This window comes from Maridesulfovibrio sp., from assembly GCF_963678865.1.
Classification (GTDB): domain Bacteria; phylum Desulfobacterota; class Desulfovibrionia; order Desulfovibrionales; family Desulfovibrionaceae; genus Maridesulfovibrio.
On the sequence record NZ_OY787459.1, the window covers coordinates 1,659,301 to 1,681,810 of the forward strand.

Below are 22,510 nucleotides of genomic sequence, written 5' to 3' on the forward strand. Positions count from 1 at the left end.
CCCATTGTCGACGCTCCCCCCCCCAGCTCCCCCCCCAGCTCCCCCCAGCAAATGTTGACAGCCGGTTGACAGGCAGGTTCACCAACAACGAAAAAAGCCTAGCTATCAAATCTGATAACTAGGCTTTTTCTTGGAAATTTTAATGGTGGAGCTGGAGGGAATTGAACCCACGGCCTCTTGAATGCCATTCAAGCGCTCTCCCAACTGAGCTACAGCCCCACTGCGTTGGGTGAAGTTGTGTTTATAAGAACCGCCTCCAACTGTCAACACTCTTTTGCAATTATTTTAAAATAAATAGATTTCCCTGCCTGCGTGCTTCAGTTAAGATACACTTCGGTCAGCTCCGTAAACAAAACACAACAAAGTTTATTTTTCATAAACATCAACTATTGATTCAGGAGTTGACTTGCAGTATCCTGCCTGCAATTCAACTTTCTCTAAACTGCTATTTTAAATGAGGTACCATGCTGGACATTGCTTTTAAAATTCTCTCCAAATTCGCATGGGTTTCCGTAGTCTTTATCGGCATTACCGTGATCAGCTTCTGGGTCATCCACCTTGCTCCCGGATCACCTACTGATATGGAAACCACCTTGAACCCCACGGCGACCGTTGAAACCCGCCTAAAACTTGAAAAACTTTACGGCTTGGATAAGCCGATACACGAACAATATATTAATTGGGTCACCCGTTTGGCTAAATTCGATTTCGGGTTGTCCATGTCCGGCGACAGACGCCCTGTATGGGACCGCATCAAGGAGAGACTACCCTTGACCTTCGGTATGAACATGGCCTCATTATTCCTCACGTTGATAATCGCTGTGCCTATAGGAATGTACTCTGCATGGAAACAGGACGGCTGGTTTGACCGCGGAATGACAGTACTGGTCTTTATCGGATTCGCGGTGCCGGGCTTCTGGCTGGCTTTGCTACTTATGCTCTGGCTGGGCATCCACTATCCTATTTTTCCCATATCAGGGCTGACCTCCCTTGATTACCAATTGCTGTCACCATGGGGTAAAATAGTAGATCTGGCCCGACATCTGGCTTTACCAATTTTTATTTATACCTTCGGCAGTTTAGCGGGCATGTCTCGCTTCATGCGCTCCTCAATGCTGGAGGTGCTGCGGCAGGATTACATTACTACTGCCAAAGCCAAAGGTTTGCCCATGCACAAGGTGCTTTTCAAGCATGCCCTACGCAACGGCCTGCTCCCGGTGATCACCATTCTCGGCCTGTCCATACCCGGTCTGATCGGAGGAAGCGTAATCATTGAATCCATCTTTGCCCTGCCCGGACTGGGGCAACTTTTTTATGGAGCGGTAATGGCCCGCGACTATTCATTAATCATGGGATCGCTTGTGCTGGGTGCCATGCTTACTTTGGCCGGCAACCTGCTGGCAGACATCGCCTATGGACTGGCAGACCCTCGTATCCGTGCTGGAGGGAGAGACTGATGGGTAACAAAAAACCACTCACCCCACCTTCCAAACTGCAAAAATACGGCCTGCTCTATCTCGGTCTTTTTCTGGTAGGCAGCGTTTCATTGGCGGCAGTTTTCGCTCCCCTGCTGACACCGTATGACCCTAATGCACTGAACGTGGATCACTTACTGCAGAGCCCTAGTGCAACGCACTTTTTCGGTACCGATGCCCTTGGGCGCGATGTGTTCGCCCGCATGCTTTACGGCGGAAGAGTCTCCCTGTGGGTCGGCTTTGTGGCTGTGGGAATTTCGACGGCTATCGGTCTGGCACTGGGTCTTGCCGCCGGATATTTCGGAGGATTGGTTGATGAAATCATCATGCGCGGGGTTGATGTCATGCTCTGCTTTCCTTCGTTCTTTCTAATCCTTGCAGTTATCGCCTTCCTTGAACCGGGCCTGACCAATATAATGATTGTCATTGGCTTTACCTCTTGGATGGGCGTGGCAAGGCTGGTCCGGGCCGAAACCCTGTCCCTGCGCAAACGGGATTTCGTACAGGCTTCAAGGCTTGCCGGGGCCGGGCCGATACGCATCATGCTGACCCACATCCTACCCAACGCCATCACCCCGGTGCTGGTATCAGCTACACTGGGCGTTGCCGGAGCGATTCTTGTGGAATCCTCACTCAGCTTTCTCGGCCTCGGGGTACAACCCCCGGATCCGTCATGGGGAAACCTGCTCATGGACGGCAAGGAAGTGCTGGAGATAGCCCCGTGGCTGTCCGTCTTCCCCGGCATGGCCATCCTGCTGACCGTACTCGGCTACAACCTGCTCGGTGAAGCCCTGCGCGACATTCTCGACCCGAGACTCAAACAATAACGGTAAAATTAATGCTGGAACTGCTTAGAATACGCGACCTTGCCCTTATTGAAGATGCTGAAATTGAATTCTCAGCAGGCATGAATGTTCTCACCGGTGAAACCGGAGCGGGTAAATCCTTCATCCTGCGGGCCATCGACTTCCTGACCGGGCAAAAAATGCGAGCGGACATGGTCCGCCCCGGCAAAGAACAGGCTTTTGTAGAAGCTCTGTTCATCCATCAGGACGGGTCTGAATCCATTGTACGCCGGGTTCTCTCAGCCGAGACAGGCCGCAGCCGGGTCTATGTGAACGACAAACTAAGTTCACAAAATACCATCCGCGACATGGGCTCATCCATGATCCTGCATACCAGCCAGCACGCCCAGCAGAAGCTGCTTCAGCCAGCTTACCAATGCCGGATGCTCGATACTTTTTTGGAAGATCTATCCCTACCCGGAAAAAAAGATGAAATACTGACCTCTCTGCGCGCCCTGCTGACCCAAAAGCAAGGACTTAAGGAACGCTCTGCCTCCCTGCTTGAAAAAAAAGACTTCCTAGAGTTTCAGCGTACTGAAATAGAAAAAGTCGCCCCGTATCCCGGAGAAGAAGACGAACTGCTGGAAAAGAAAAACACCTTGCGTGCGCAGGAAGATGCCGGGAAATGCATTCAGAACGCTATGGATATTATGCGCGGACCGCTTGACGTTTCCGGCGGAGTTTCCGCTCTGGGTTCAGAAATGGAGCGCATCTGTGAACTTTTCCCTGAATACGATCCGGACCGGGAAACAGTCATTGAATTTAAACATTTCCTTGACGAACTGGCTGGAAAACTACGCGCCCAACCCCTTGATTTTGATTCCGAAGAATCTATTGATGACATAGAATCACGACTTTACGAGCTATCCAAACTCAAACGCAAACTTGGACGCACCCTTGATCAGATTGTGGACCTGAAAAACGAAATTCAGGAAAATCTCGATTTTCTTGATTCCTGTGCACTTGAACTGGCCCAGATTGAAAAGAAAGAAAAAGAACTTGTAGAGCAACTTTCTACAGCTCTCGACAAATTGGCCGCAGCACGCAAAATTGCGGCCAAAAAGCTCACTGACCGCGTTGTTGACGACCTTAAAGGCCTCGGTTTTTCCGAGCATGTACAGGTCAAATTTGAATTTCAGCCCCATGAACTTTATCCGGGCCTGAATGAAATGCGCGGCAGGTTGATGTGGATTCCCAACCCCGGTCAGGCTGCCCAGCCGCTGGACAAAATCGCTTCCGGCGGTGAACTCTCCCGCTTTCTGCTGGCAATCACCGGCCTGCAAGGTGAATCGGAAAAACCGACCTTGATATTCGACGAAGTAGATTCCGGTATCGGCGGTCATACTTTGAACCGGGTAGGAGAAAAGATGCAGGATCTTGCTGCCCGTCAGCAGTTGATCGTCATCACTCACTGGCCGCAACTGGCTGCACTCGCCGAACGCCATTTTCTGATTCATAAGGGAGTGGTTAATAAAGAGACTTTCACGACCTGTCGGCAGTTAAACAATGCCGAAGTCAAGACCGAATTGGCACGGATGGCAGGCAAAGAATAACCCAGAACCCGGAGTCACTCTTTGACTCTTTTTTTACCCGGTTTTAAATCAACTAACTACAAAACTGACCAGTCAGTTCTGAATGAACTCTGGAATTAAGTTTTAAAAAAAGGTTCAGGCATCAAACATGAAAGAATATTCTGATAAGGAAGCCCGCATTCTGGATACTGCTGCAGAAATGTTCGCCAATAAGGCTTTTCACAAAGTTCTGCTCAGTGATGTGGCTCATGCCGCACGCGTAGGTAAAGGAACGCTCTATCTTTACTTCAAAAGCAAAGACGATCTGTACTTCGCAGTGCTCTTCAGAGGATTCTCCATTCTGGTTGATACTCTGAAAATGTATACGGATCAGCCAGACCTTTCACCCACCCAAAAAATGGAAAATATTATCAGGGAAATGTCTATATTCATGTTTATGAAGGCAACAAATGCACACCTGCTGAGTAGAGTTATGCATTTCCCTGAGAGCGGAGAATGGCAGGACAAAAGAACGGAGCTCTGGGGCTTGATTCAAGGTGTTATTGAGGAAGGTGTAGAAAAAGGGGAGTTTGAAGATACCAACCCCAGATTCACTTCCCAATACATCCCGAGTTTCATCCGCTCCATATCCATTTTCCCTCCCGAAGGTTTGGACCATGAACAATTCTGCACTCACGCCTGCAATTTTGTCCTGAAGGCCCTCAAACCTGACCGTTAAAACCTCAATACGGCAAGAAAGCCATATTCATCAGCTTAAAATCATGAGTAAAAATTCTATTCAGGATCCGCAGGATCAAAAGAAAAACAAACTTCCGGCAAAAAAAATCAAAATAACTATTTTAGCCTGCATATCCCTGCTTATTCTTGGTACTGTGCTGGCATACCCTTTCTATGTGCATGCAATAAATCATGAATCCACGGACGATGCTTTTATTGAAGCCCATGTAGTATCAATAAGCCCTAGGGTTCCCGGTCATGTCTCAAAGGTATTTATTGCCGACAACCAACGAGTTGAAAAAGGACAGATGCTTGCAGAAATTGACCGCCGCAACTATCAGGTTGCACTTGAAATTGCCGAGGCACGCATGGCTTCTGCGAATGCGACGGTAAAAGAAGCTGAGGCTCTTGTTGTGGCTGCCCGTAAGGAATTGGCCCAGAAACAGGCAGAACTGTCATCCCAGACTGCCGGACTCTCAAGGGTCAAGGCTCAGGTCAGTGAAGCCGAGGCAGGCCATTTCCGTGATGCAAATGACCTGAGCCGTATTCGGCGTATTGCTGAAGCTGGAGCTGTCAGTATTCAGGAATTTGACCACGCAAAAGCTCAGGAAAAGATGTCACAGGCAAACCTGAGATCTGCAAAATCAAATATTCATACCCAGAATGCCAAAATTCTGGAAGCCAGAGCCGGAATTGAAGCAGCAGCGAGTAAACTTCACCAGGCCTTTGCCCAAACGGAAATGCGTAAAGCAAAACTAAGGGAGGCCGAGGCTCAGGTCCGTCAGGCTCGACTGGACTTGTCTTATACCCGCATTAAAGCCCCCTGCTCCGGATACGTGACCAAAAAGACAGTTGAATCCGGTAACTATGTTATGGCGGGACAAAAACTGCTCAATATCGTCAGCCCTGAAGTCTGGATTGTCGCAAATTTCAAGGAAACACAAATCCACGCCATGCGTGAAGGACAACACGTAGATATTGATATCGACTCTTTTCCCGGAATTGAATTCAGCGGAAAGGTGGATTCAATCCAGCGCGGAACGGGTTCAAGATTCACCCTTCTGCCTCCGGAAAATGCCGCAGGCAACTTTATCAAGGTTGTGCAACGTGTCCCGGTCAAAATCGTTTTCGACAACTCTGAACAGAACTACAGGATTTCTCCCGGTATGTCGGTGATCCCCAGTGTAGATATTTCTTCCGGTGATGATCTGCCCCAGCAGATGGCCTCTGCAGAAGGACGGGAATAGAATTGTCCAGATTTAAATCTCCGGAAGAAACATCTCCGGCTGAACGCTGGACGATCGCCATTACTGTAATGCTGGGAGCCTTTATTGCGGTAATGGACACCAGCGTGGTCAATGTATCCATGTCGCACATGATGGGTAGCTTCGGAGCCAGTGTTTCATCCATTACATGGGTAGCCACGAGCTACAGCATTGCAGAAATCATCATGGTTACCATGGCCGGGTGGTGGAGTTCTCTTTTGGGCCGCAGAAACTTCTACCTGCTTTCAATGCTCCTGTTTACTCTCGGGTCTATTTTCTGCGGAATTGCGACCAGCTTTGAACAAATGATATTCTACCGAATCATTCAAGGGATCGGCGGAGGAGCATTGATACCCATCTCTCAGGCAATCCTGCGTGAGACCTTCCCGCTGGAAGAGCAGGGAATGGCCATGTCCATATATGGAATGGGAGTTGTGCTGGCACCGGCCATGGGACCTATTTTAGGTGGTATACTGACCGACCAGTGGGGTTGGCCCTGGATCTTTTACATTAATATTCCAGTCTGTATGCTGACAATATTTTTAACTGCCAAATTTGTCCATGATCCGCCTTACCTGCGCCGCGGTGTTCAGACCATTGACTGGCTCGGTATAGGATTGCTGACAGTATTCCTGACCGGAATGCAAATTGTCCTTGAACGGGGACAGGAAGAACAATGGTTCGACTCCGAATTCATTACCGGCGCTACAATTGCAACGGTCCTATCCTTTTTGACCATGATTTTCTGGGAATTGCGTTGCAAAGATCCTGTCGTCAACCTGCGCATTCTCAAAGACAAAAACCTGACCATCGGTACCCTTATGGGATTGATCTTCGGAGTTTCGCTTTTCGGAACAACCTTTGTCCTGCCTCAGTTCACGCAACAACTGCTGGGATACCCGGCCTTTGAGTCCGGTCTGGCTCTTGCTCCAAGGGCTATAACCCTGATGCTGTTCATGCCCGTTGCGGGTATGCTCTACCAGAAAATCGGCCCCAAGACGTTGGTTTTTTCAGGGATAATAATTATCCTCTATTCCTATTACGAACTTATGCAGTTGAATACACAGGCAGGAATGGGAGACATGATCATACCCCTGCTGATTATGGGGATCGGTATGCCTTTCATGTTCATCCCCCTGAGTGCCGTCTCACTATGTACAATAGGAAAAGCGCACATAACAGATGCTTCGAGTATCTACACTCTCGGTAGGCGTATCGGGGGAAACATAGGCTATGCTTTGGTCGCAGTTCTTTTGGACAGAAAAATTCAAATTCACACTTCATTTTTAATGGAAAATATAAGTGAAGGCAGAAACGAATCCCAAAGCTTCCTGACAGAGACAACACGACTGCTCCATGAACTCGGAGTCAACTCAGTTGCTGCATCCAAATATACTCTCGGACTATTAAACCAGATTGTTATCAAGCAGGCCAAAATGCTTGCATACAACGATATATCATTCATTTTCGGTTGCTTGTTTTTACTTCTGGTCCCTCTGATCCTGCTTATGCCTAAAAAATCAACCATCATAACTTTGAGCAAAAAAGGACGTTAAAAAAAATACGAATCACATTTTTACCCCTTCAACAAAAAAACGCTTGACGCATAACGTTCGCAAGAATAAATTGAGCGCACGTTCTTTGAATCGAAAAAATACTCATGAAGAGGATGCGAGGGAAATCGGCCCGTTGACCATCCGGCAACCTGCTTTTCAGCAAGGTGCCAATGCCTTCCCCGTTTCGGGATCCATGAGAAGGATTAAGATATTGAATTTCTTAAAGGCATTTCCGATTGGGAATGCCTTTTTCGTTTTCGGAACCCCGGACTGCTGATATTTTTTATTGGCGGCGCCAACCGGGAATCCGGTGGGAGGATTTATGGATACTTGCGCTCCCACCTAAAAAACAGATGCCGCTAAAATGCCCGGATGAGGAACGTTTTGCCCGGCACAAAAAATGCTGGGTAAGACATCAGGCGTTAACTGCTTCAGGGCATTCTTTTGGAAGCAGGACGCAAACACGGAGACAAACCAATGACCGACATCGTAAAAAAAGCCACCGGCAATTTCCATTCCGGAACAATATGCTTCTTCTGCAGGGACAACGAGAGTGATCCTTTCCCCGCTGACTACAGTGATCCTCTTACCCTGCTGGGTGATATCAGTGAACTGCATCTGGGAACTACCCAGAAAGAAGAACTGCGCAAGATTCTCTCCCGTGAAATAGAAGAAGACGGTGCTGAATCCGTATGGAAAAACCGTACCTTCCGTAAGAATATTATCCTTTCTTTCGGTAAGCTGGTCTAAGCAGATTGACAAGCCTGCCAAATGTTTCGCCAAGCCCTCTGAGTTAATTCCCGGAGGGCTTTTCTTATGACCTTGCAATTAACGGCTCTAACGCTTAAATAAGTTCAACATCATAATCGGGGGAAACCACATGAGCATCACAAACATATTGAAAACCGGAATCCTGCTTGCCGTCCTGCTGGCAATGACTGCTACATCCGCAACTGCGGAAGAAAAACTTTTCACAGTTATTAACCATACAGACGCCATTATCCGGGTCTGGGGCAAATCCAACGACTTTAAATTCGGCCGAATCAAGCCGAAGACAATCGCTGACTGCACCTGCAACTCCCTTTATAATAAAGACTGCTTTGACAAAAAAGGCGGCAAGGCCAAAATCAAACTGGCCCTTGAAGACAAGAACGGCAAAGACCTTTATTCAGGCGATACCTGCACCAAGCTTTATGTGGATCCCGGCACTTTCATAGATGTAACTCCCGACACAGACGGTCGGCATATCAAATGTGCCATAATTGATAAGTATGAAATAAGGCAGCCCATCCCTTCCTTTGAAAAAGCCGACACCAACAAAGACGGCAAAATTGATGAGCAGGAAGCCGAAGCCATCCAGTTGAAAGCAAACTTCAAGGATTATGACCATGACCTCAACAATGAGCTTAATCCCAAAGAATTTGACCGGGCCATCAACAAAATCAATATCTTCCGAGGCGTGCCTTTTTAATCAAACGGAGCATATTTTTATGAAAAGCAACCCCGTACTTGATGCGTTGCGTGAGCGGCGCTCCATCAGAAAATTCACTGATGCCCCTGTTTCCCGCGATGACCTGACCGCCATTCTGGAAGCCGGACGCTGGGCGCCCAGCGGACTGAACAACCAGCCCTACCGTTTTCTTGTTATCCATGAGGACGATGCACGTGCCAGCCAGCTTGCGGAATGTACAAAGTACGGGCACATAGTAAAGGCAGCCAAGGTCCTGATCTGTATTTTTCTGGACAGGCGGACCGTATACAGTGAGATGAAAGATCATCAAGGGGCTGGTGCCTGCACCCAGAACATGATGCTCGCTGCCCATTCCCTCGGGCTGGGAACAGTCTGGCTCGGTGAAATCATCAACCAGCAGGATCAGGTGCTGGATGTACTCAGACTGCCTGCAGAGCAATACGAACTGCAAGTTATACTTGCCCTTGGTCACCCGGACCAGAAAGGCAGCTCGAAAAGAAACGAACTCTCAGAATATATGCTGGAGGATTTTTAATGGAAATCAAGATTTTTCCCCTCGGTCCACTGGAGACCAATTGTTTTGTCATTGTTAATGAAAACAAAGCGCTCGTAATTGATCCGGGCGGGGACCCTAACCCGATTCTTTCCTATCTGAAAAAGAGCGGAGTGGAAGTGGAACGCATCCTGAACACCCACCTGCATTTCGATCACATTCTCGGTAACCGCGCATTGGCAGACGCCACCGGGAAACAGATTTACGCCTCCAATGACGACCTTGTCCTTATGGACACACAGGTCGGACGCGGCGGCTTGATGGGCTACCCGGAAGTTCCCCATTTTGATTCCGAACATATCGGTGAAGGTGAAACTGAACTGATCGGGTTGGATTGTAAAATTTATTCCACCCCCGGTCACACTCCGGGCAGTCTGACCTTCCACTTTCCGGCCCTTAATGCCGCCTTTGTGGGTGACCTTATTTTCCGCCGTTCCATCGGCAGGACCGACTTTCCATACGGAAATACAGAAGACCTGCTCACTGCAGTAAAGGAAAAAATATTCACCCTCCCGGCTGAAACCGAACTCTTTGCCGGACACGGTCCGTCCACCTCTGTAGGCGATGAGATGAACCACAATCCGTATTTCAGCGGGGTCCAGATCTAATCGGAGATACGTTATGAGTGAACAGAAGATTGTCGATGTCCGTAACAAGTGCTGAGGCGTGGGACTGGAGGTAGGTTGGTACCTCCGTTTTGCGCGGACCGATAAAATAACCGCCCTTGTGGACAAAGGTACGGAAGACCAGTTGCGCCATCAGCTGGAAATCCTGCCCGAATGGGATCTTGAAATCTTTGAAGAGGAAGACCATGTACGCGCGGTCTTCCACTGCAAAGTTCCACGGGGCAAAAAAAGCGACTAAAATGAATCAGCTACCGGTAATTTTTAAATGCAGCCATCACCGCAAAGGGAACAGCGATCTTGCCGCGGACCTGTTCCTGAAAGGTATTCATTCTGCCGGAGGTGATGCGGAAATCATTACCCTGGGCGATATGGATTTCAGACACTGTATCGGCTGCCTTAAATGCCGTACAGCTGAAAACAATCTCTGCATCTTTGCCGAAAAGGATGGCGCGCAGGAATTATATAAAAAAATTATATTCGCCCCTTTCTCTTTCTTCTCTGCTCCCATATACTTCTACCATCTTCCCTCCCGGCTGAAAACTTTCATTGACCGGGGCCAATGGGCTTTCGAAGCCTCAACAGGAAAATCCGGCATAATTACGGACCTTCCCGCACGCCCGGCATATGCCTGCCTTGTTGCCGGTCGGCCTAAAGGCGATAAGCTGTTTGAAGGCGCTGAACTTTCCCTTAAATTCTTTCTGCGGTTCTTCAAGGCTGAACTCCAGCCGGCCCTCACCTTCCGGGGCATAGACGAACCGCATGACCTGCATAAACAGATTGAAAAATGCGCCACCATCAGCAGAGCAGGGAAACAGGCATGGCATAGGATGATAAACAATGACCGCTGAAGATATTTCAAAATTGAGCATATTGGTAGCCGAAGATTCACCGCCTGTACGACTGGTACTGAAAACCTATCTCGGCAAGCTTGGCATTGCTCCGCAATTTGCAGAAGACGGACAGGAAGCAATGGACATGCTTAGCAGGGACCACTATGACATGGCCTTTATGGATGTTCATATGCCGGAAATGGATGGTCGCGACGTTGTTGCCGGAATCCGCAAAAAAGGCATAAAAATCCCGATCATTGCCATGACCACCGGTGATGACCCGGACCTCCTGCAAAGCTGCCTGGAATCCGGATACAGCACATTCATGCTTAAGCCCATACTTCAGGAAGACGTATTCAGGCTGGTGAAAAAATTCCACTAACCTCCATAGGCGATGCTTTCTCAATTCATAAAATTTTTATCACCTATTGCTGCATTTGAAAGCCTGAAAAAGGCTTTTCATGAATGCCGCTGTCCTGCCTGCATGCATATCCATACCGGCAGTGGATTATGCAAAACGTGTCAGGATCAAATAGCAGCGAAACCTATAAACGTATGTAAGGTCTGCGGCGAAGAGCTTGATTCAACGGATGCTGACGAACGCCCATGCATCACCTGCCGAACCGAGCACCGCAACTTCAGCAGGCTTTACTTTTACGGTTTGCATGAAGGACTGCTGCGGGAAATGATCATCGGCTGGAAATTCAATAACCAGTACGGATACAATGCACTTTTCCGGCAATTAATTGCCGAACGGTGCATGGATATAGCGGAGCAGGACCGCCCGGACCTGATTGTTCCCGTACCTCTGCATCCGTCCAGACTGCATGAACGCGGTTTCAACCAATCTCTCATACTGGCACAGGGAGCTGCCGCTGCCACCGGAGCGGAACTTTCGGACAAAGCCCTGCTCCGTACACGCAAAACTACCCCCCAAACACAGCTCAGCGGTGCCGAGCGCCGTACAAACCTGCACACTGCGTTTGTAGCTGACTCCACACTTGTGGCTGGCAGGCACATCCTGCTGACGGACGATGTGTATACCACAGGCTCCACTGCAGATGAATGTGCCCGCACCCTGCTTGAATACGGAGCTGAACGGATTGAAGTGCTGACCCTTTCGCGAGCCTTGATCTAAACAGCACTTATAGGTAAATTTGATTCTTTGTTTAAAATTTTCCAGATACATATTTTCTTCCAAGGAGACCTGAATTGTCCTTTAACATCTCTGAATGGACCCGCATTACCCATGACAAAACACCTGTTTACATAAGACCGGAATCCCCGGACTGGTTTGTTCCTACCCCGGCAGGGGACAAACTGCTGAGCAGCATGCTGGAAAATTCAGGCAAAACTTCTACCCCACTGAAATTATCCATTGAAGATGAACGTTTTCTCCTGCGCCTGCCAGATGCATCCGAAACTGTCTACCCCGGAAGATATGAACTGCTGAAAACAGACTCCCTGCGCGAACTCTGGTTTCATATTACAGACAACTGCAATATGTCCTGCAGCCACTGCCTGTTCTCATCCTCTCCCCAGGCCAAACGGGAACTGCCGACCGCAAAGGTATTAGAACTGACTGGGCAGGCGGAAAAGCTGGGCTGCAAAATGTTCGCCCTTACCGGAGGAGAGCCGCTGGTCCACAAGGGTCTGGATAAAATCCTGACCCGCATGCTTGAAATTGAATCCAGCCATGTTGCAGTACTGACCAACGGGCTGGCTGTGGTAAAATTCTTCTCACAACACCGCTACGACTTCAGCCGCCTGCACTTGCAGATCAGCGTAGACGGCATCGGCAAAACCCACGACATGCTGCGCGGCAAGGGAATGTTCACGGCCCTTGAAAAATCATTAAACTGGCTTTCCGCTACCGGCATTCCCTTCACCCTATCCATGTGCGTTACCAAATCCAATGTGAAAGAGATGAAGGATGTAGTGGAATTTGCTGCCAGAACCGGAGCTTCCAACGTCCATTTCATGTGGTACTTTGTGCGTGGACGCGGTGAATCAAAACAATTTGTCAAACCGGAAAAAATTTACCCGCACCTGCTGGAAGCATGGAAAACCGGTGAACGCACCGGGGTAACCGTCGACAATGTCGAAGCGGTCAAAAGCATGGTCTTCGCTCCCTGCGGGACCATACATGACGGATCAACTGCCGGGTGGGAATCTCTCGCCGTCGGACCTGATGAACATCTATATCCATCCGCTGCAACAGTTGGAATAGATAAGTTATCTACTTGTATTAATAACGACTTAGAGCAGTCATGGAAACAAAGCACCATCCTTTCCTCTCTTCGTAAAAGCAGTGGTAAAAATCTTAAAACACCCTTTAAATTTTTGCTCGGCGGCGGAGACACCGACCATAGCTACATGTACAAAGAAAGCTTCACCGGAGATGATCCGTACAGCTCTCTCTATGAAAATCTGGCCCTTGAACTTATTTCCCGCAAAGCCTCCCAATCACGGAAGCACGACAGTCCACGCCTGCTGCTCAAAATGGGCGACAAACTGGACCGCTGTTCCGGTCATGGTGCGGTTGCCCTGACCCACACCAACTGTCTGTTGGCCGTTGCGGGAAATAACAGCCTTGCCGTGGTTAAAGATTTCTACACCGAAGCTGCGGATACCGCCAAAGAAGATATCCTCAACCCGGCCTGTTACGAGCCGGAACTCATGGCCCATATTCCGGAACAATACCGATTCAGGGGATACGGCTGCGGCTCCCCGGTCATGGATGCCGGGATATCAGAAGGCGAACACGTTGTTGATCTCGGCAGCGGACGGGGTATTGAATGTTTTATCGCCGCCGGACAGGTGGGACCGAAAGGGAAAGTAACCGGGATCGACATGCTTGATCCCATGCTTGCCCATGCCCGGGAGGGACAGGCCGCTGTTGCCGAAAAACTCGGCTACGATAACATGGATTTCCGCAAGGGGTACCTTGAAACCCTGCCGCTTGAAAACGACTGCGCAGACCTGCTTCTTTCAAACTGCGTTCTCAACCTTTCTACAGACAAACGGAGCACTTTTGCCGAGATGTTCCGGGTACTCAAACCCGGCGGCAGGCTGACCATATCAGATGTGGTCTGCGAAACCGAACCGGGACCTGAAATCCGCAATGATGACACCCTGCACGGGGAATGCATCGCCGGGGCGCAAACCCAGAAAAATCTATGCGGCCTGCTAGAGGAGTCCGGTTTTGAATCCCTGACCATGGTTAAACGATTTCCATACCGCACTGTTGGTGGACACCAATTCTATTCACTGACCTTTTCCGCCCGCAAGCCCATGACAACGGAAAAGGTTAAAACCGTCTACCGCGGCCCGCTTAAGACTGCCATCACCCCCGGCGGAACCATGCTCACCCCCGGAACAGTGGCCGAACTTCCGGCACATGAAGCCGAGGCACTCGGAGAACAGATATTCATTATAAATAATGAAGGTGCAGTGGAGAATATTTTCATTGGAGAATCATGCTGCTGCCCTACGCCGGACTCGTTTGATAATGCGGAGCAGGCACTTCCCCAGTCCCATGCCCACACAACTTTTTCGTTGAAAAGCATGGAGGGATGCATGGTCTGCGGTGCAAAGCTGGAATACCTGACTGAGTACCGGGAAATGACCTGCGCTTTCTGCGGTGAAAAATACGAGGCCAACGGACACTGTGAGAAAGGTCATTTTGTCTGTGACAAATGCCACAGCGAAGATGGCATGCAGGTGCTACCCCATCTGCTCAAGTCCAGCACAGAAACGGACATGATCGAGCTGCTCATAAAAGCGCGAAGTCATCCCGCAATTCCCATGCACGGCCCGGAACACCATGCTCTCGTTCCGGGGGTGATCGCGGCTGCCTACAGAAACTGCGGCGGAGCTATTGACGAAAAGGTCATTGATACGGCAGTATCACGCGGCGCAAAAGTCGCCGGAGGTTTCTGCGGATTCATGGGAGTCTGCGGAGCAGCCATCGGCGTAGGCACAGCCATGAGTGCCATTCTGGAAGCAACCCCGTTAACAGCGTCTGAACGCTCCATTGCCCAGAAAGGAACTCTCGCGGCCCTGAAACTTATTGCGGAGATTGAGGCAGCCCGCTGCTGTCAGCGCGATTGCTGGCTGGCACTTAAAGCTGCGGCACAGGTATCTGAAAAAGTTCTGGACTTGCGTCTTAAAGCGGATGCGCATATGATATGCGATCAGATGAAAACAAATAAAGAATGCATGGGACGCAATTGCCCGGTAATAAGAAACCGCAAGGGCAGTCAACCTCCTGTGATTCAACTCCTGGGGTCGATAGCAAATTCTGAAAAAAAAGTTTAAAAGCTACTTGACTTTTCTACCTAGATACGAATATCTTCCCCTCTCTTACGTGACGGAGGTAAGTAAAAAATGTATGCAATAATTGAGACTGGCGGCAAGCAGTTCCGCGTTGAAGAAGGTCTGGAACTCAATGTCCAGAAAATGGACGCTGAAGCAGGCACAAAAGTCGATCTGGATAAAATTCTTCTTATCGGTCAGGGCGAAGACGTTAAAATCGGCGCTCCTTATGTTGAAGGTGCGAAGGTTTCCTGCAGCGTTGTTGAACACGGTCGTGATAAAAAGATCGTTGTTTTCAAGAAAAGACGCAGGAAAGACTCTCAGACCAAACAGGGTCATCGTCAGGACTACACCAGAATCAAAGTGGAAGCCATTCAGGCTTAAGCTTGACGAAAGAACCTACTAAGGAGGCTAATAATGGCTCATAAGAAAGCGGGCGGTAGCTCGAAAAACGGTCGCGATAGTAATGCCCAAAGACGTGGTGTAAAACGTTTTGGTGGTCAGGAAGTACTGGCTGGCAACATTCTTGTTCGCCAGGTTGGTAGCAAAGTCCACGCAGGTAAAAACGTAGGCACCGGTAAAGACTGGACCCTGTTTGCACTGGTTGACGGTGTTGTGGAGTACGAAAAATACATCCGCAAGAACCGCGTAAAAACCAGAGTACACATCGTTCCTGCAGAAGCCTAGACATCAGGCGAAAGCACTTTTTCAGGCAGGGGTCGCATTACTTTATGCGTCCCCTGCCTTTTCGTGTTTTTACCTTCGACCTCTTCCGGGATACTGCCGGAGGCCTTAAACCCTTTTGCAAAAGAGTTTAAGAAACCAAAAAATTTTATTAACGCTTCGCCGCTGTAACGCACCAAAAGTTTCCCTATCAGGGATTCCAAAGGGCTTTAGCTCCTTTGGCCGCTGGAGGCGAAATCACCTATAAAAGCGCGTAGCGCATCAGTTAACATTATGAAATTTATAGATGAAGCAACAATTACGGTACGTTCCGGCAAAGGCGGCAATGGCTGCGTGGCATTCCGCAGGGAAAGATTCATTCCCAAAGGAGGCCCCAGCGGCGGTGACGGCGGCAAGGGCGGAGACCTTATTTTGCGCGGCAGCTCCAATCTGCTGACCCTTTATGACTTCAGACTCAAAAGGGTTTACGAAGCCAAAAACGGTGAACAGGGACAAGGCCGTGATAAATACGGAAAAGGCGCTGATGACTTAATTATTGATCTCCCTCTGGGCACACTTGTATATGAAGTGAACCGGGAAGACGGCAGCGAAAAGCTCATCGCCGACCTTACCAAAGAAGGCCTTAAAGTTACTGTCTGTAAAGGTGGTGACGGCGGACGAGGAAACATTCATTTCAAATCCTCCACCAACCAGACTCCGCGTCAGGCAGAGGAAGGTTTTCCCGGCGAAGAAAAACGCATCCGTCTGCAGCTCAAGATCATTGCAGATGTCGGTTTGCTGGGTCTGCCCAATGCCGGAAAATCGACTTTCATTTCCAAAATTTCAGCTGCGAAACCCAAAATCGCAGCTTATCCCTTCACTACACTCGTGCCCAACCTCGGGGTGGTGGATGACAACATGGGTAACAAGCTGGTCATCGCCGACATTCCCGGCCTGATTGAAGGAGCCAGCGAAGGACTAGGACTTGGGCACCGTTTTCTCAAACATGTGGAAAGGACCAGATTCCTTGTCCACATCCTCAGTGCAGAAGATTTGAGTCTTGAAGATCCGCTGGACGGCTTCAACATGCTTGACGAAGAACTGCGCATCTTTGATGAAGAAATGGCAGCCAAAACCCAGCTTAGAGTAATAAACAAAATCGATCTGCTTTCCGAAGAAGACCTTGAATCAATCAAGGCCAAAGCCGAGGAAGCAGGCCAGAAAATTTATTTCATATCCGCTCTCCACAGCGACGGAGTTCAGGAACTCTTAAATGACATGTGGGACAGATTCAAAGCCATGAATCAAGAGGAAGCAGATGAACAGGACGAACAACAGGATTCAGACGTTACACGAAGCTAAACGCATTGTCGTAAAAATAGGCAGCGCGGTACTGACCACGACTGAGGGCATCAACCTCGGCCTGATCTGCCGCCTTGCAGATCAGCTGGCCACCCTGCATGAACGCGGGGTGGATATAGTGCTGGTATCTTCCGGGGCAGTCGCCGCCGGGCGTAATTCCATCCCTTCAGGCGCAAAGCTGGATGACCTGCCTGCGCGTCAGGCTGCTTCAGCCATCGGTCAGTCCCGGCTCATGCATGAGTACGATGAGACCTTTCGCCGTTTCGGGCTTGTGACCTCACAGGTTCTGCTGACCCGTGACGACCTCAAGCACCGCGACCGATTTCTTAATGCGCGCAACACCCTTTCACGCCTTCTTGAATGGCGGGTTATCCCCATCATCAATGAGAACGACACTGTTGCCGTACAGGAGCTTGAATTCGGGGATAATGACACCCTCGCCAGCCTGATCCTGAACGTGGTGGAAGCGGACCTGTTCATTAACCTCACTTCCGCCAACGGTGTTTTCGACAAAAACCCCGACAAAAACCCCGAGGCCAAACCTCTGGCATGCATTGAGAACATCCATGACCTCGACCTCGACGCCATGTGCGACGGCAAGACCGCTGTCGGCTCAGGAGGCATGTTCTCCAAGATGCGTGCAGCCAACCGTGCAGCTCAGCTTGGTGTCCCGACCCTGATTCTCTCCGGCAAGGACCGCATGATAATTGAACGGGTTTTCAACGGAGAACAGTGCGGGACCTGGATCGTCCCGGATGAAAAATCAGTTTCCAGACGCAAATACTGGCTGGCTTACCATTGCGATCCAGCAGGCGATCTGATCGTTGACGAGGGAGCAGAGAAAGCGTTGCTTTCCGGCGGCAAAAGTCTTCTGCCTGCCGGGATAATCGATGTAGACGGTAAGTTCAAATCCGGGGAACTGGTGCGGGTAGTCAACAAATCCGGCAAATCCCTTGCAGTGGGCCTGACCTGCTACAGTTCAAACGACATGGTAAAAATCATAGGCTGCAAGTCCTGCGATATAGAAGCCATTCTCGGTAAATGCCCTTACCCCGAAGCCATTCACCGCGACAATCTGTTACTGGATGCTGCTTTGTAATATTTGATGCGCTACGCGCCATTTATTAATCCCATTTCGCCTCCGGCGGCAAAAGGGGATAATCCTCTTTGGAGTCCTTATCACGGATTCGCCGCAGGGTATTGAATCTACTACATATATTTTTAGGACAGGCTTAAAACCCTGTCCTTTTTTTTGCCTGATAATTATGCCCAAAACGTCTTAATTATTTTTATGAAGATTTTTATCATATAAATATAAAGTTTCGTTAAGACTGTCCGATTATTTTATCAATATTAAAACCATTTCATTCAAAGTAAGGGGTGTATGGAAAATGCGTATCTCATCATTCGGGCAAAATAGCTCACAGCAGATTTCCTCCTTCAAACTTTCAAAGCAAGTTCAGGAAGAAAGCACCACTTCTGCGAAAAAAAGCATGGCTAGCAGTGATGTCCCTTCGGAAAATACTTTTTACGATCAGGACCTGCTCGAATTTCAGATAGAAAAAAATATCAACGAATCCTCAAGATTTCTTCATGACGGATTGGTTAAACTTTTTGATCGCGGCGCCTCCCTGCTTGCCGGGCGCAGTTCCGTTGAATATGAAGAGCATATCAAAAAATTATCAAAAGCCATTGAAGGTCAGGATTATAAAAACGCTGAAAAATATATCGATAGCTTCTTCAGCGGCGATACTGATAAACTTATGAAAAGGGTGAAATCACTTGCCAAGCTGGCTGAAGATAAATTCTGGCATGGCATGGACAATGCCATCAGCTCTCTTCAAAAATCTAATGCTGAATATAATCTTGAGATAGATGACCAGAAATTTGAAAACATTACGGCTCATCAAATCGCCAAGATTGCAATCAGCAGAGTCCGGGAGAGTAAAGAGGATTTCTCAGAACAAGACTTTGAATCCGTTCTGACTCCCCTGCGCGAAAAGGCCGTAGCCCACGCCAAGGGTAAATTCACCAATGCCGGTCAGAATAAATATACTGAAACTGCGGACAGCATTACTCAGTCAGCGGCTGAATATTCACGCAATAAAATTTTCAACACCGATGATGTAAACATCAAGGAAGACGACAAAGAACTTGCCGATATTTACGCCTTGCAAGAAGGAGACGAAGTAACCAGAGAACAGATTGACCGACTCAAACATCGCAACACCCGTAAGTCAGACTCGTTCTCAAACTATATGCGCGAAAGTTCGGATGATTTTGTCCAAGAATTCAGTAAGCTGATGTATGCAGCGCAAATGGTAAAAGAGAATGACATGCCGGCTGAGTCCGAAGTGAGATCTGAGATTGAACTTCCGGGCATATCCAATAATGGTATAAACCAGCTCAAAAACAATATATCAGCCCTTTTGCCTCCTGAATACTCAATAGACAGTTTCATCAAGGGGAGTGATGTTGTCGGCAAATATGCATTTCAGCAAAATGAATGGAACAAATATTTCATGGACTCCGGAAAAGAAGGATAGTGTAAAGAGGAGTTATTCTTTTTCATCTGTTGGTTCCCGCCCTTCCCCGGCTGACCCAACCTTCTGCTGCGAAAGAAATGCTCCCAGAATTCCTGCGATGAATACTGCAAGATACATCTGCCCGAACAGCCCCTGCAAAATGGCGAGAGACCGGGCCATGAGCGAAACCGGGAGCACATCCCCGTAACCTACGGTAAGCATGGTAACGTAGCTGAAATAGGTCAGGGCTCCCCGGATGACGAAAACATTGTTCAGCAACTCTATTCCTGAAAAAGAGCCTGCCTTGAAAATTTCGCACAGGCTGTAGGCATCGGACCAGACCAGTCCTGCGAGCATGTATATGCAGATGGCCCCTGAAATCAGATCCCGGGTGACCTTTTTCTGCTGCCACATGAAACGCTGGATTCCCCATATGGCGATGATCAGCATCAGCATATCGGCGAACTCACTACCCCCCAGCCAGCCCAAGACTCTGGTTCTGAAGAACATTATCGAGCAGACCAGCGATATCCCGTAAAGTCCGAAATAAGCATAAAGTTTTGCCCTGTTGACCATAATGGCTGACACAGCAGAAAGAAGCACCAGATAGGTATAAAAATACAGAACCTGCTGCAGGAGAAGAGAGTCCCCGGCAATGGGAGTGATAAAAATCTGGATAACCAGAAATCCAAGCAGAACTGTGAATTTTGACGGGCTGTACTTGAAGATATGGTAAAGCCTGAACAGGAACGGGCGGTATCTGAATTCATTTTTTGATCCGGTCATGCCCAAGTATTACCTGACAAAAGCAGGCAATTCCATAATTTTGTGTGCTGTGCCGGATTTCACTATTTCACGGCGGTTGCTAAGTGTCCCGATTGGGAGTAGCTTTCCAGGTTCACTACATCCCAAAGGACTTAACGCAGATGCAGGTTTTATATAAAAACAAGAACTTACAGATTGTATTCTCAGTAACACTTATAGCAATCATGGGTGTTTCCAGCATTATCCCGGCCCTTCCGGACATGATCCGGGAATTCGGCATATCCGGCTCTACAATAGGACTTATTTTTACCATTTTCACCCTACCGGGCATCCTGTTTGCCCCTTTAGCCGGAATCTTTGCCGACAGACTTGGACGCAAAAAAATTCTAGTCCCTTCGCTGCTGCTTTTCGGAATCTTCGGGACGGCATGCTTCTTTGTAAAAGATTTCCATTCTCTGCTTCTGCTGCGTTTCCTTCAGGGCATCGGAGCCGCCGCTATCGGGGTTATCAACCTGACCATTATAGGCGATCTTTTCAGCGGAAGGGACCGTATAAGAGCTATGGGCTTGAATGCCGGAGTCCTGAGCATGGGAACAGCCATCTTTCCGGCAATCGGTGGTGTGCTGGCCCAGATAAGCTGGGAAGCCCCCTTTCTGCTCTCACTTCTGGCCCTGCCGCTGGCATGGCTGGTAGCCTTCAAGCTGGATAACCCGGAACCGTCATCTAATGCCAATTTCAAAAAATACATGAAAGCCGCCCTGGACGGGATGCGCAGCAAGGAAGTATTAAGCTTGTTTGCCATTTCCCTGCTGACCTTCATCATCCTCTACGGCCCGATTGTCACCTACCTGCCGTTGCTGCTGAATTCCCGCTTTGCAGCCTCGCCGCTCATGATCGGGGTGGTCATATCCAGCGCATCTTTCATTACCGCACTAGCCGCTTCGCAGATGGGTAGGCTGTCCCACTTCATGTCCCAGCCGTTGATGATATCCCTATCCGCTTTTGCTTACGGCGCTGCCATGATCATGCTTCCTGCCGCAGATTCCGCCCTTTGGTGCATTCTTCCGGTATGTATGTTCGGGCTGGGTCAGGGTTTGAATATGCCGAACTCCATGTCAATGCTCACTGCTATCGCCCCCATGGAGCAAAGAGCCATTTTCATGTCCGTAAACGGCATGCTGCTGCGTGCAGGACAGACAATTGCCCCCATACTCATGGGACTTGTATACTCCGGCCTCAACCTTGAAGCAGTCTTCTATGCCGGGGCAGTAGTTGCCGCAGCTATTTTCATTGTTTCCACTATGTTTCTAACTGGGTTTAAAGCAGAAGCAGTGCAGTGACACTATGACAAGTGCAATAGTTGACTGAAAAGGTAGTTTTGTTCATTTTCGGAAGTATTCAAATCGTAGATCAATATACAGGGACCGACCAAAAAATGAACGTTGGATTTATCGCCTTTATGGAGCACATTTTTAATCCGCTCCACATATACTGCAGACTGATAGACTGCGGCATGTCTTCTTCCAAAGCGAAAAAGGCAGCCCGGGTCTATGAATTATGTATTTTCAAACCCGCAGCCTTCTGCATCCCGGTCATCAGGAATCAAAAGCGGGAGAAGTAAGCTCGCTGTCAATAGTGTCCGCATCCTCGGCATTAAATTGAATCAAACGGCGCAAATGGGTAAAACTCATTTCGTCCATATGATGAAAATCAGCAGCCAGCCCGGCTTCATCGGAACGGACAATCTTCGCACCGACCCTGATTATCGCTTCTTCGGAAAGCGGAATGGACACCTCGCATTCCTCACCTACCAAAAAGCCCTTCACCGGATCGCACAAAATACCTTTCAAACTTAAATTATGCGACACCACAAAAGCATCAATGTCATCTTTATGCAGCACGACCCTGAAACCTGCATTCACGCGGGTTCTGCGTCTCTTATTCTGATCCATGAAAACTCCAGACTTTTGATCAAACAGATACAGATTCACTGTAGCCTTCTTACTAA

The 22,510-nt window shown here is 48.8% G+C and carries 24 protein-coding genes, 1 tRNA gene and 1 riboswitch; of the genes, 21 read left to right on the top strand and 4 right to left on the bottom strand.

The window, feature by feature from the left end; translation table 11 throughout:
* Positions 1-143: 143 nt before the first annotated feature.
* Positions 144-219: transfer RNA gene (locus tag ACKU41_RS07750), tRNA-Ala, on the bottom strand.
* Positions 220-464: 245 nt separating this feature from the next.
* Here ACKU41_RS07750 and ACKU41_RS07755 point away from each other — a divergent pair.
* The 17 genes from ACKU41_RS07755 (at position 465) to rpmA (ending at position 15,874) form a co-directional block, all read left to right on the top strand.
* A complete protein-coding gene (locus tag ACKU41_RS07755; protein WP_319780822.1) occupies positions 465-1,457 on the top strand; it encodes an ABC transporter permease in 993 nt (330 codons plus the stop codon).
* On the top strand, positions 1,457-2,302 hold the full coding sequence (locus tag ACKU41_RS07760; protein ID WP_321404925.1) for an ABC transporter permease: 846 nt from the start codon (positions 1,457-1,459) through the stop codon (positions 2,300-2,302). Before ACKU41_RS07755 ends, ACKU41_RS07760 begins: the two co-directional genes overlap by 1 nt.
* A gap of 11 nt (positions 2,303-2,313) precedes the next feature.
* Positions 2,314-3,873 (top strand): AAA family ATPase, encoded by a 1,560-nt coding sequence (locus ACKU41_RS07765; RefSeq protein WP_321404926.1) that lies wholly within the window; start codon positions 2,314-2,316, stop codon positions 3,871-3,873.
* 127 nt (positions 3,874-4,000) lie between these two features.
* Positions 4,001-4,570, top strand: a complete 570-nt coding sequence (locus ACKU41_RS07770; protein WP_321404928.1) for a TetR/AcrR family transcriptional regulator — start codon at positions 4,001-4,003, stop codon at positions 4,568-4,570.
* Between the two features lie 43 nt (positions 4,571-4,613).
* Positions 4,614-5,816 (top strand): HlyD family secretion protein, encoded by a 1,203-nt coding sequence (locus tag ACKU41_RS07775; RefSeq protein WP_321404930.1) that lies wholly within the window; start codon positions 4,614-4,616, stop codon positions 5,814-5,816.
* A 2-nt stretch (positions 5,817-5,818) separates the two neighbouring features.
* Positions 5,819-7,390 (top strand): DHA2 family efflux MFS transporter permease subunit, encoded by a 1,572-nt coding sequence (locus ACKU41_RS07780; protein WP_319780826.1) that lies wholly within the window; start codon positions 5,819-5,821, stop codon positions 7,388-7,390.
* A gap of 99 nt (positions 7,391-7,489) precedes the next feature.
* Positions 7,490-7,590, top strand: a riboswitch (SAM riboswitch).
* Positions 7,591-7,867: 277 nt separating this feature from the next.
* The gene (locus tag ACKU41_RS07785; protein WP_319780828.1) at positions 7,868-8,140 is read left to right on the top strand and encodes a hypothetical protein; all 273 of its coding nucleotides are present in this window, start codon (positions 7,868-7,870) and stop codon (positions 8,138-8,140) included.
* Positions 8,141-8,270: 130 nt separating this feature from the next.
* A complete protein-coding gene (locus ACKU41_RS07790) occupies positions 8,271-8,861 on the top strand; it encodes a hypothetical protein (protein WP_321404932.1) in 591 nt (196 codons plus the stop codon).
* 19 nt (positions 8,862-8,880) lie between these two features.
* The gene (locus ACKU41_RS07795) at positions 8,881-9,396 is read left to right on the top strand and encodes a nitroreductase (protein ID WP_321404934.1); all 516 of its coding nucleotides are present in this window, start codon (positions 8,881-8,883) and stop codon (positions 9,394-9,396) included.
* Positions 9,396-10,022: an MBL fold metallo-hydrolase gene (locus ACKU41_RS07800; RefSeq protein ID WP_321404935.1), complete on the top strand. Its 627-nt coding sequence runs from the start codon at positions 9,396-9,398 to the stop codon at positions 10,020-10,022. The genes ACKU41_RS07795 and ACKU41_RS07800 overlap by 1 nt, the downstream gene beginning before the upstream one ends.
* Before the next feature lie 58 nt (positions 10,023-10,080).
* Entirely contained in the window at positions 10,081-10,278 is a 198-nt protein-coding gene (locus tag ACKU41_RS07805) for a hypothetical protein (RefSeq protein ID WP_321404936.1), read from the top strand.
* Between the two features lies 1 nt (position 10,279).
* Positions 10,280-10,888 (top strand): flavodoxin family protein, encoded by a 609-nt coding sequence (locus ACKU41_RS07810; RefSeq protein WP_321404938.1) that lies wholly within the window; start codon positions 10,280-10,282, stop codon positions 10,886-10,888.
* Positions 10,878-11,252, top strand: a complete 375-nt coding sequence (locus ACKU41_RS07815) for a response regulator (RefSeq protein ID WP_319780835.1) — start codon at positions 10,878-10,880, stop codon at positions 11,250-11,252. The genes ACKU41_RS07810 and ACKU41_RS07815 overlap by 11 nt, the downstream gene beginning before the upstream one ends.
* A 102-nt stretch (positions 11,253-11,354) precedes the next feature.
* Positions 11,355-12,008 carry a ComF family protein gene (locus tag ACKU41_RS07820; protein ID WP_319780837.1) on the top strand — a complete coding sequence of 218 codons (654 nt, stop codon included), beginning with the start codon at positions 11,355-11,357 and terminating at the stop codon, positions 12,006-12,008.
* 74 nt (positions 12,009-12,082) lie between these two features.
* On the top strand, positions 12,083-15,190 hold the full coding sequence (locus tag ACKU41_RS07825) for a DUF5714 domain-containing protein (protein ID WP_321404939.1): 3,108 nt from the start codon (positions 12,083-12,085) through the stop codon (positions 15,188-15,190).
* Between the two features lie 69 nt (positions 15,191-15,259).
* Positions 15,260-15,571, top strand: a complete 312-nt coding sequence (gene rplU, locus ACKU41_RS07830) for a 50S ribosomal protein L21 (RefSeq protein ID WP_319780839.1) — start codon at positions 15,260-15,262, stop codon at positions 15,569-15,571.
* Between the two features lie 33 nt (positions 15,572-15,604).
* On the top strand, positions 15,605-15,874 hold the full coding sequence (rpmA, locus tag ACKU41_RS07835; RefSeq protein ID WP_319780840.1) for a 50S ribosomal protein L27: 270 nt from the start codon (positions 15,605-15,607) through the stop codon (positions 15,872-15,874).
* Here the strand turns inward: rpmA and ACKU41_RS07840 are convergent.
* Positions 15,871-16,074, bottom strand: coding sequence for a hypothetical protein (locus tag ACKU41_RS07840; RefSeq protein WP_321404940.1), 204 nt, complete (start codon positions 16,072-16,074; stop codon positions 15,871-15,873). The genes rpmA and ACKU41_RS07840 overlap by 4 nt on opposite strands.
* 70 nt (positions 16,075-16,144) lie before the next feature.
* Here ACKU41_RS07840 and obgE point away from each other — a divergent pair, with 70 nt between their 5' ends.
* The 3 genes from obgE (at position 16,145) to ACKU41_RS07855 (ending at position 19,758) form a co-directional block, all read left to right on the top strand.
* A complete protein-coding gene (gene obgE, locus ACKU41_RS07845; protein ID WP_319780842.1) occupies positions 16,145-17,212 on the top strand; it encodes a GTPase ObgE in 1,068 nt (355 codons plus the stop codon).
* On the top strand, positions 17,169-18,311 hold the full coding sequence (gene proB / locus ACKU41_RS07850) for a glutamate 5-kinase (RefSeq protein ID WP_321404941.1): 1,143 nt from the start codon (positions 17,169-17,171) through the stop codon (positions 18,309-18,311). The genes obgE and proB overlap by 44 nt, the downstream gene beginning before the upstream one ends.
* 292 nt (positions 18,312-18,603) lie before the next feature.
* Positions 18,604-19,758, top strand: a complete 1,155-nt coding sequence (locus ACKU41_RS07855; RefSeq protein ID WP_321404942.1) for a hypothetical protein — start codon at positions 18,604-18,606, stop codon at positions 19,756-19,758.
* 12 nt (positions 19,759-19,770) lie between these two features.
* Here the strand turns inward: ACKU41_RS07855 and ACKU41_RS07860 are convergent, their stop codons facing one another.
* Entirely contained in the window at positions 19,771-20,523 is a 753-nt protein-coding gene (locus ACKU41_RS07860; RefSeq protein WP_319780845.1) for a potassium channel family protein, read from the bottom strand.
* Positions 20,524-20,663: 140 nt separating this feature from the next.
* On the opposite strand from ACKU41_RS07860, the gene ACKU41_RS07865 reads away from it, so the two are divergent.
* Positions 20,664-21,842 carry an MFS transporter gene (locus tag ACKU41_RS07865; protein WP_319780846.1) on the top strand — a complete coding sequence of 393 codons (1,179 nt, stop codon included), beginning with the start codon at positions 20,664-20,666 and terminating at the stop codon, positions 21,840-21,842.
* A 255-nt stretch (positions 21,843-22,097) separates the two neighbouring features.
* Here ACKU41_RS07865 and ACKU41_RS07870 read toward each other — a convergent pair whose 3' ends face one another.
* A complete protein-coding gene (locus ACKU41_RS07870) occupies positions 22,098-22,454 on the bottom strand; it encodes a PilZ domain-containing protein (RefSeq protein WP_321404943.1) in 357 nt (118 codons plus the stop codon).
* Positions 22,455-22,510: the final 56 nt, after the last annotated feature.

What these genes read in the sequence shown, in the direction of transcription:
- ACKU41_RS07755 (WP_319780822.1), top strand. Translation starts at nt 465, where the DNA reads ATGCTGGACATTGCTTTTAAAATTCTCTCCAAATTCGCATGGGTTTCC.
- ACKU41_RS07760 (WP_321404925.1), top strand. Translation starts at nt 1,457, where the DNA reads ATGGGTAACAAAAAACCACTCACCCCACCTTCCAAACTGCAAAAATAC.
- ACKU41_RS07765 (WP_321404926.1), top strand. Translation starts at nt 2,314, where the DNA reads ATGCTGGAACTGCTTAGAATACGCGACCTTGCCCTTATTGAAGATGCT.
- ACKU41_RS07770 (WP_321404928.1), top strand. Translation starts at nt 4,001, where the DNA reads ATGAAAGAATATTCTGATAAGGAAGCCCGCATTCTGGATACTGCTGCA.
- ACKU41_RS07775 (WP_321404930.1), top strand. Translation starts at nt 4,614, where the DNA reads ATGAGTAAAAATTCTATTCAGGATCCGCAGGATCAAAAGAAAAACAAA.
- ACKU41_RS07785 (WP_319780828.1), top strand. Translation starts at nt 7,868, where the DNA reads ATGACCGACATCGTAAAAAAAGCCACCGGCAATTTCCATTCCGGAACA.
- ACKU41_RS07790 (WP_321404932.1), top strand. Translation starts at nt 8,271, where the DNA reads ATGAGCATCACAAACATATTGAAAACCGGAATCCTGCTTGCCGTCCTG.
- ACKU41_RS07795 (WP_321404934.1), top strand. Translation starts at nt 8,881, where the DNA reads ATGAAAAGCAACCCCGTACTTGATGCGTTGCGTGAGCGGCGCTCCATC.
- ACKU41_RS07800 (WP_321404935.1), top strand. Translation starts at nt 9,396, where the DNA reads ATGGAAATCAAGATTTTTCCCCTCGGTCCACTGGAGACCAATTGTTTT.
- ACKU41_RS07810 (WP_321404938.1), top strand. Translation starts at nt 10,280, where the DNA reads ATGAATCAGCTACCGGTAATTTTTAAATGCAGCCATCACCGCAAAGGG.
- ACKU41_RS07815 (WP_319780835.1), top strand. Translation starts at nt 10,878, where the DNA reads ATGACCGCTGAAGATATTTCAAAATTGAGCATATTGGTAGCCGAAGAT.
- ACKU41_RS07820 (WP_319780837.1), top strand. Translation starts at nt 11,355, where the DNA reads ATGCATATCCATACCGGCAGTGGATTATGCAAAACGTGTCAGGATCAA.
- rplU (WP_319780839.1), top strand. Translation starts at nt 15,260, where the DNA reads ATGTATGCAATAATTGAGACTGGCGGCAAGCAGTTCCGCGTTGAAGAA.
- rpmA (WP_319780840.1), top strand. Translation starts at nt 15,605, where the DNA reads ATGGCTCATAAGAAAGCGGGCGGTAGCTCGAAAAACGGTCGCGATAGT.
- obgE (WP_319780842.1), top strand. Translation starts at nt 16,145, where the DNA reads ATGAAATTTATAGATGAAGCAACAATTACGGTACGTTCCGGCAAAGGC.
- proB (WP_321404941.1), top strand. Translation starts at nt 17,169, where the DNA reads ATGAACAGGACGAACAACAGGATTCAGACGTTACACGAAGCTAAACGC.
- ACKU41_RS07855 (WP_321404942.1), top strand. Translation starts at nt 18,604, where the DNA reads ATGCGTATCTCATCATTCGGGCAAAATAGCTCACAGCAGATTTCCTCC.
- ACKU41_RS07860 (WP_319780845.1), bottom strand. Translation starts at nt 20,523, where the DNA reads ATGACCGGATCAAAAAATGAATTCAGATACCGCCCGTTCCTGTTCAGG.
- ACKU41_RS07865 (WP_319780846.1), top strand. Translation starts at nt 20,664, where the DNA reads ATGCAGGTTTTATATAAAAACAAGAACTTACAGATTGTATTCTCAGTA.
- ACKU41_RS07870 (WP_321404943.1), bottom strand. Translation starts at nt 22,454, where the DNA reads ATGGATCAGAATAAGAGACGCAGAACCCGCGTGAATGCAGGTTTCAGG.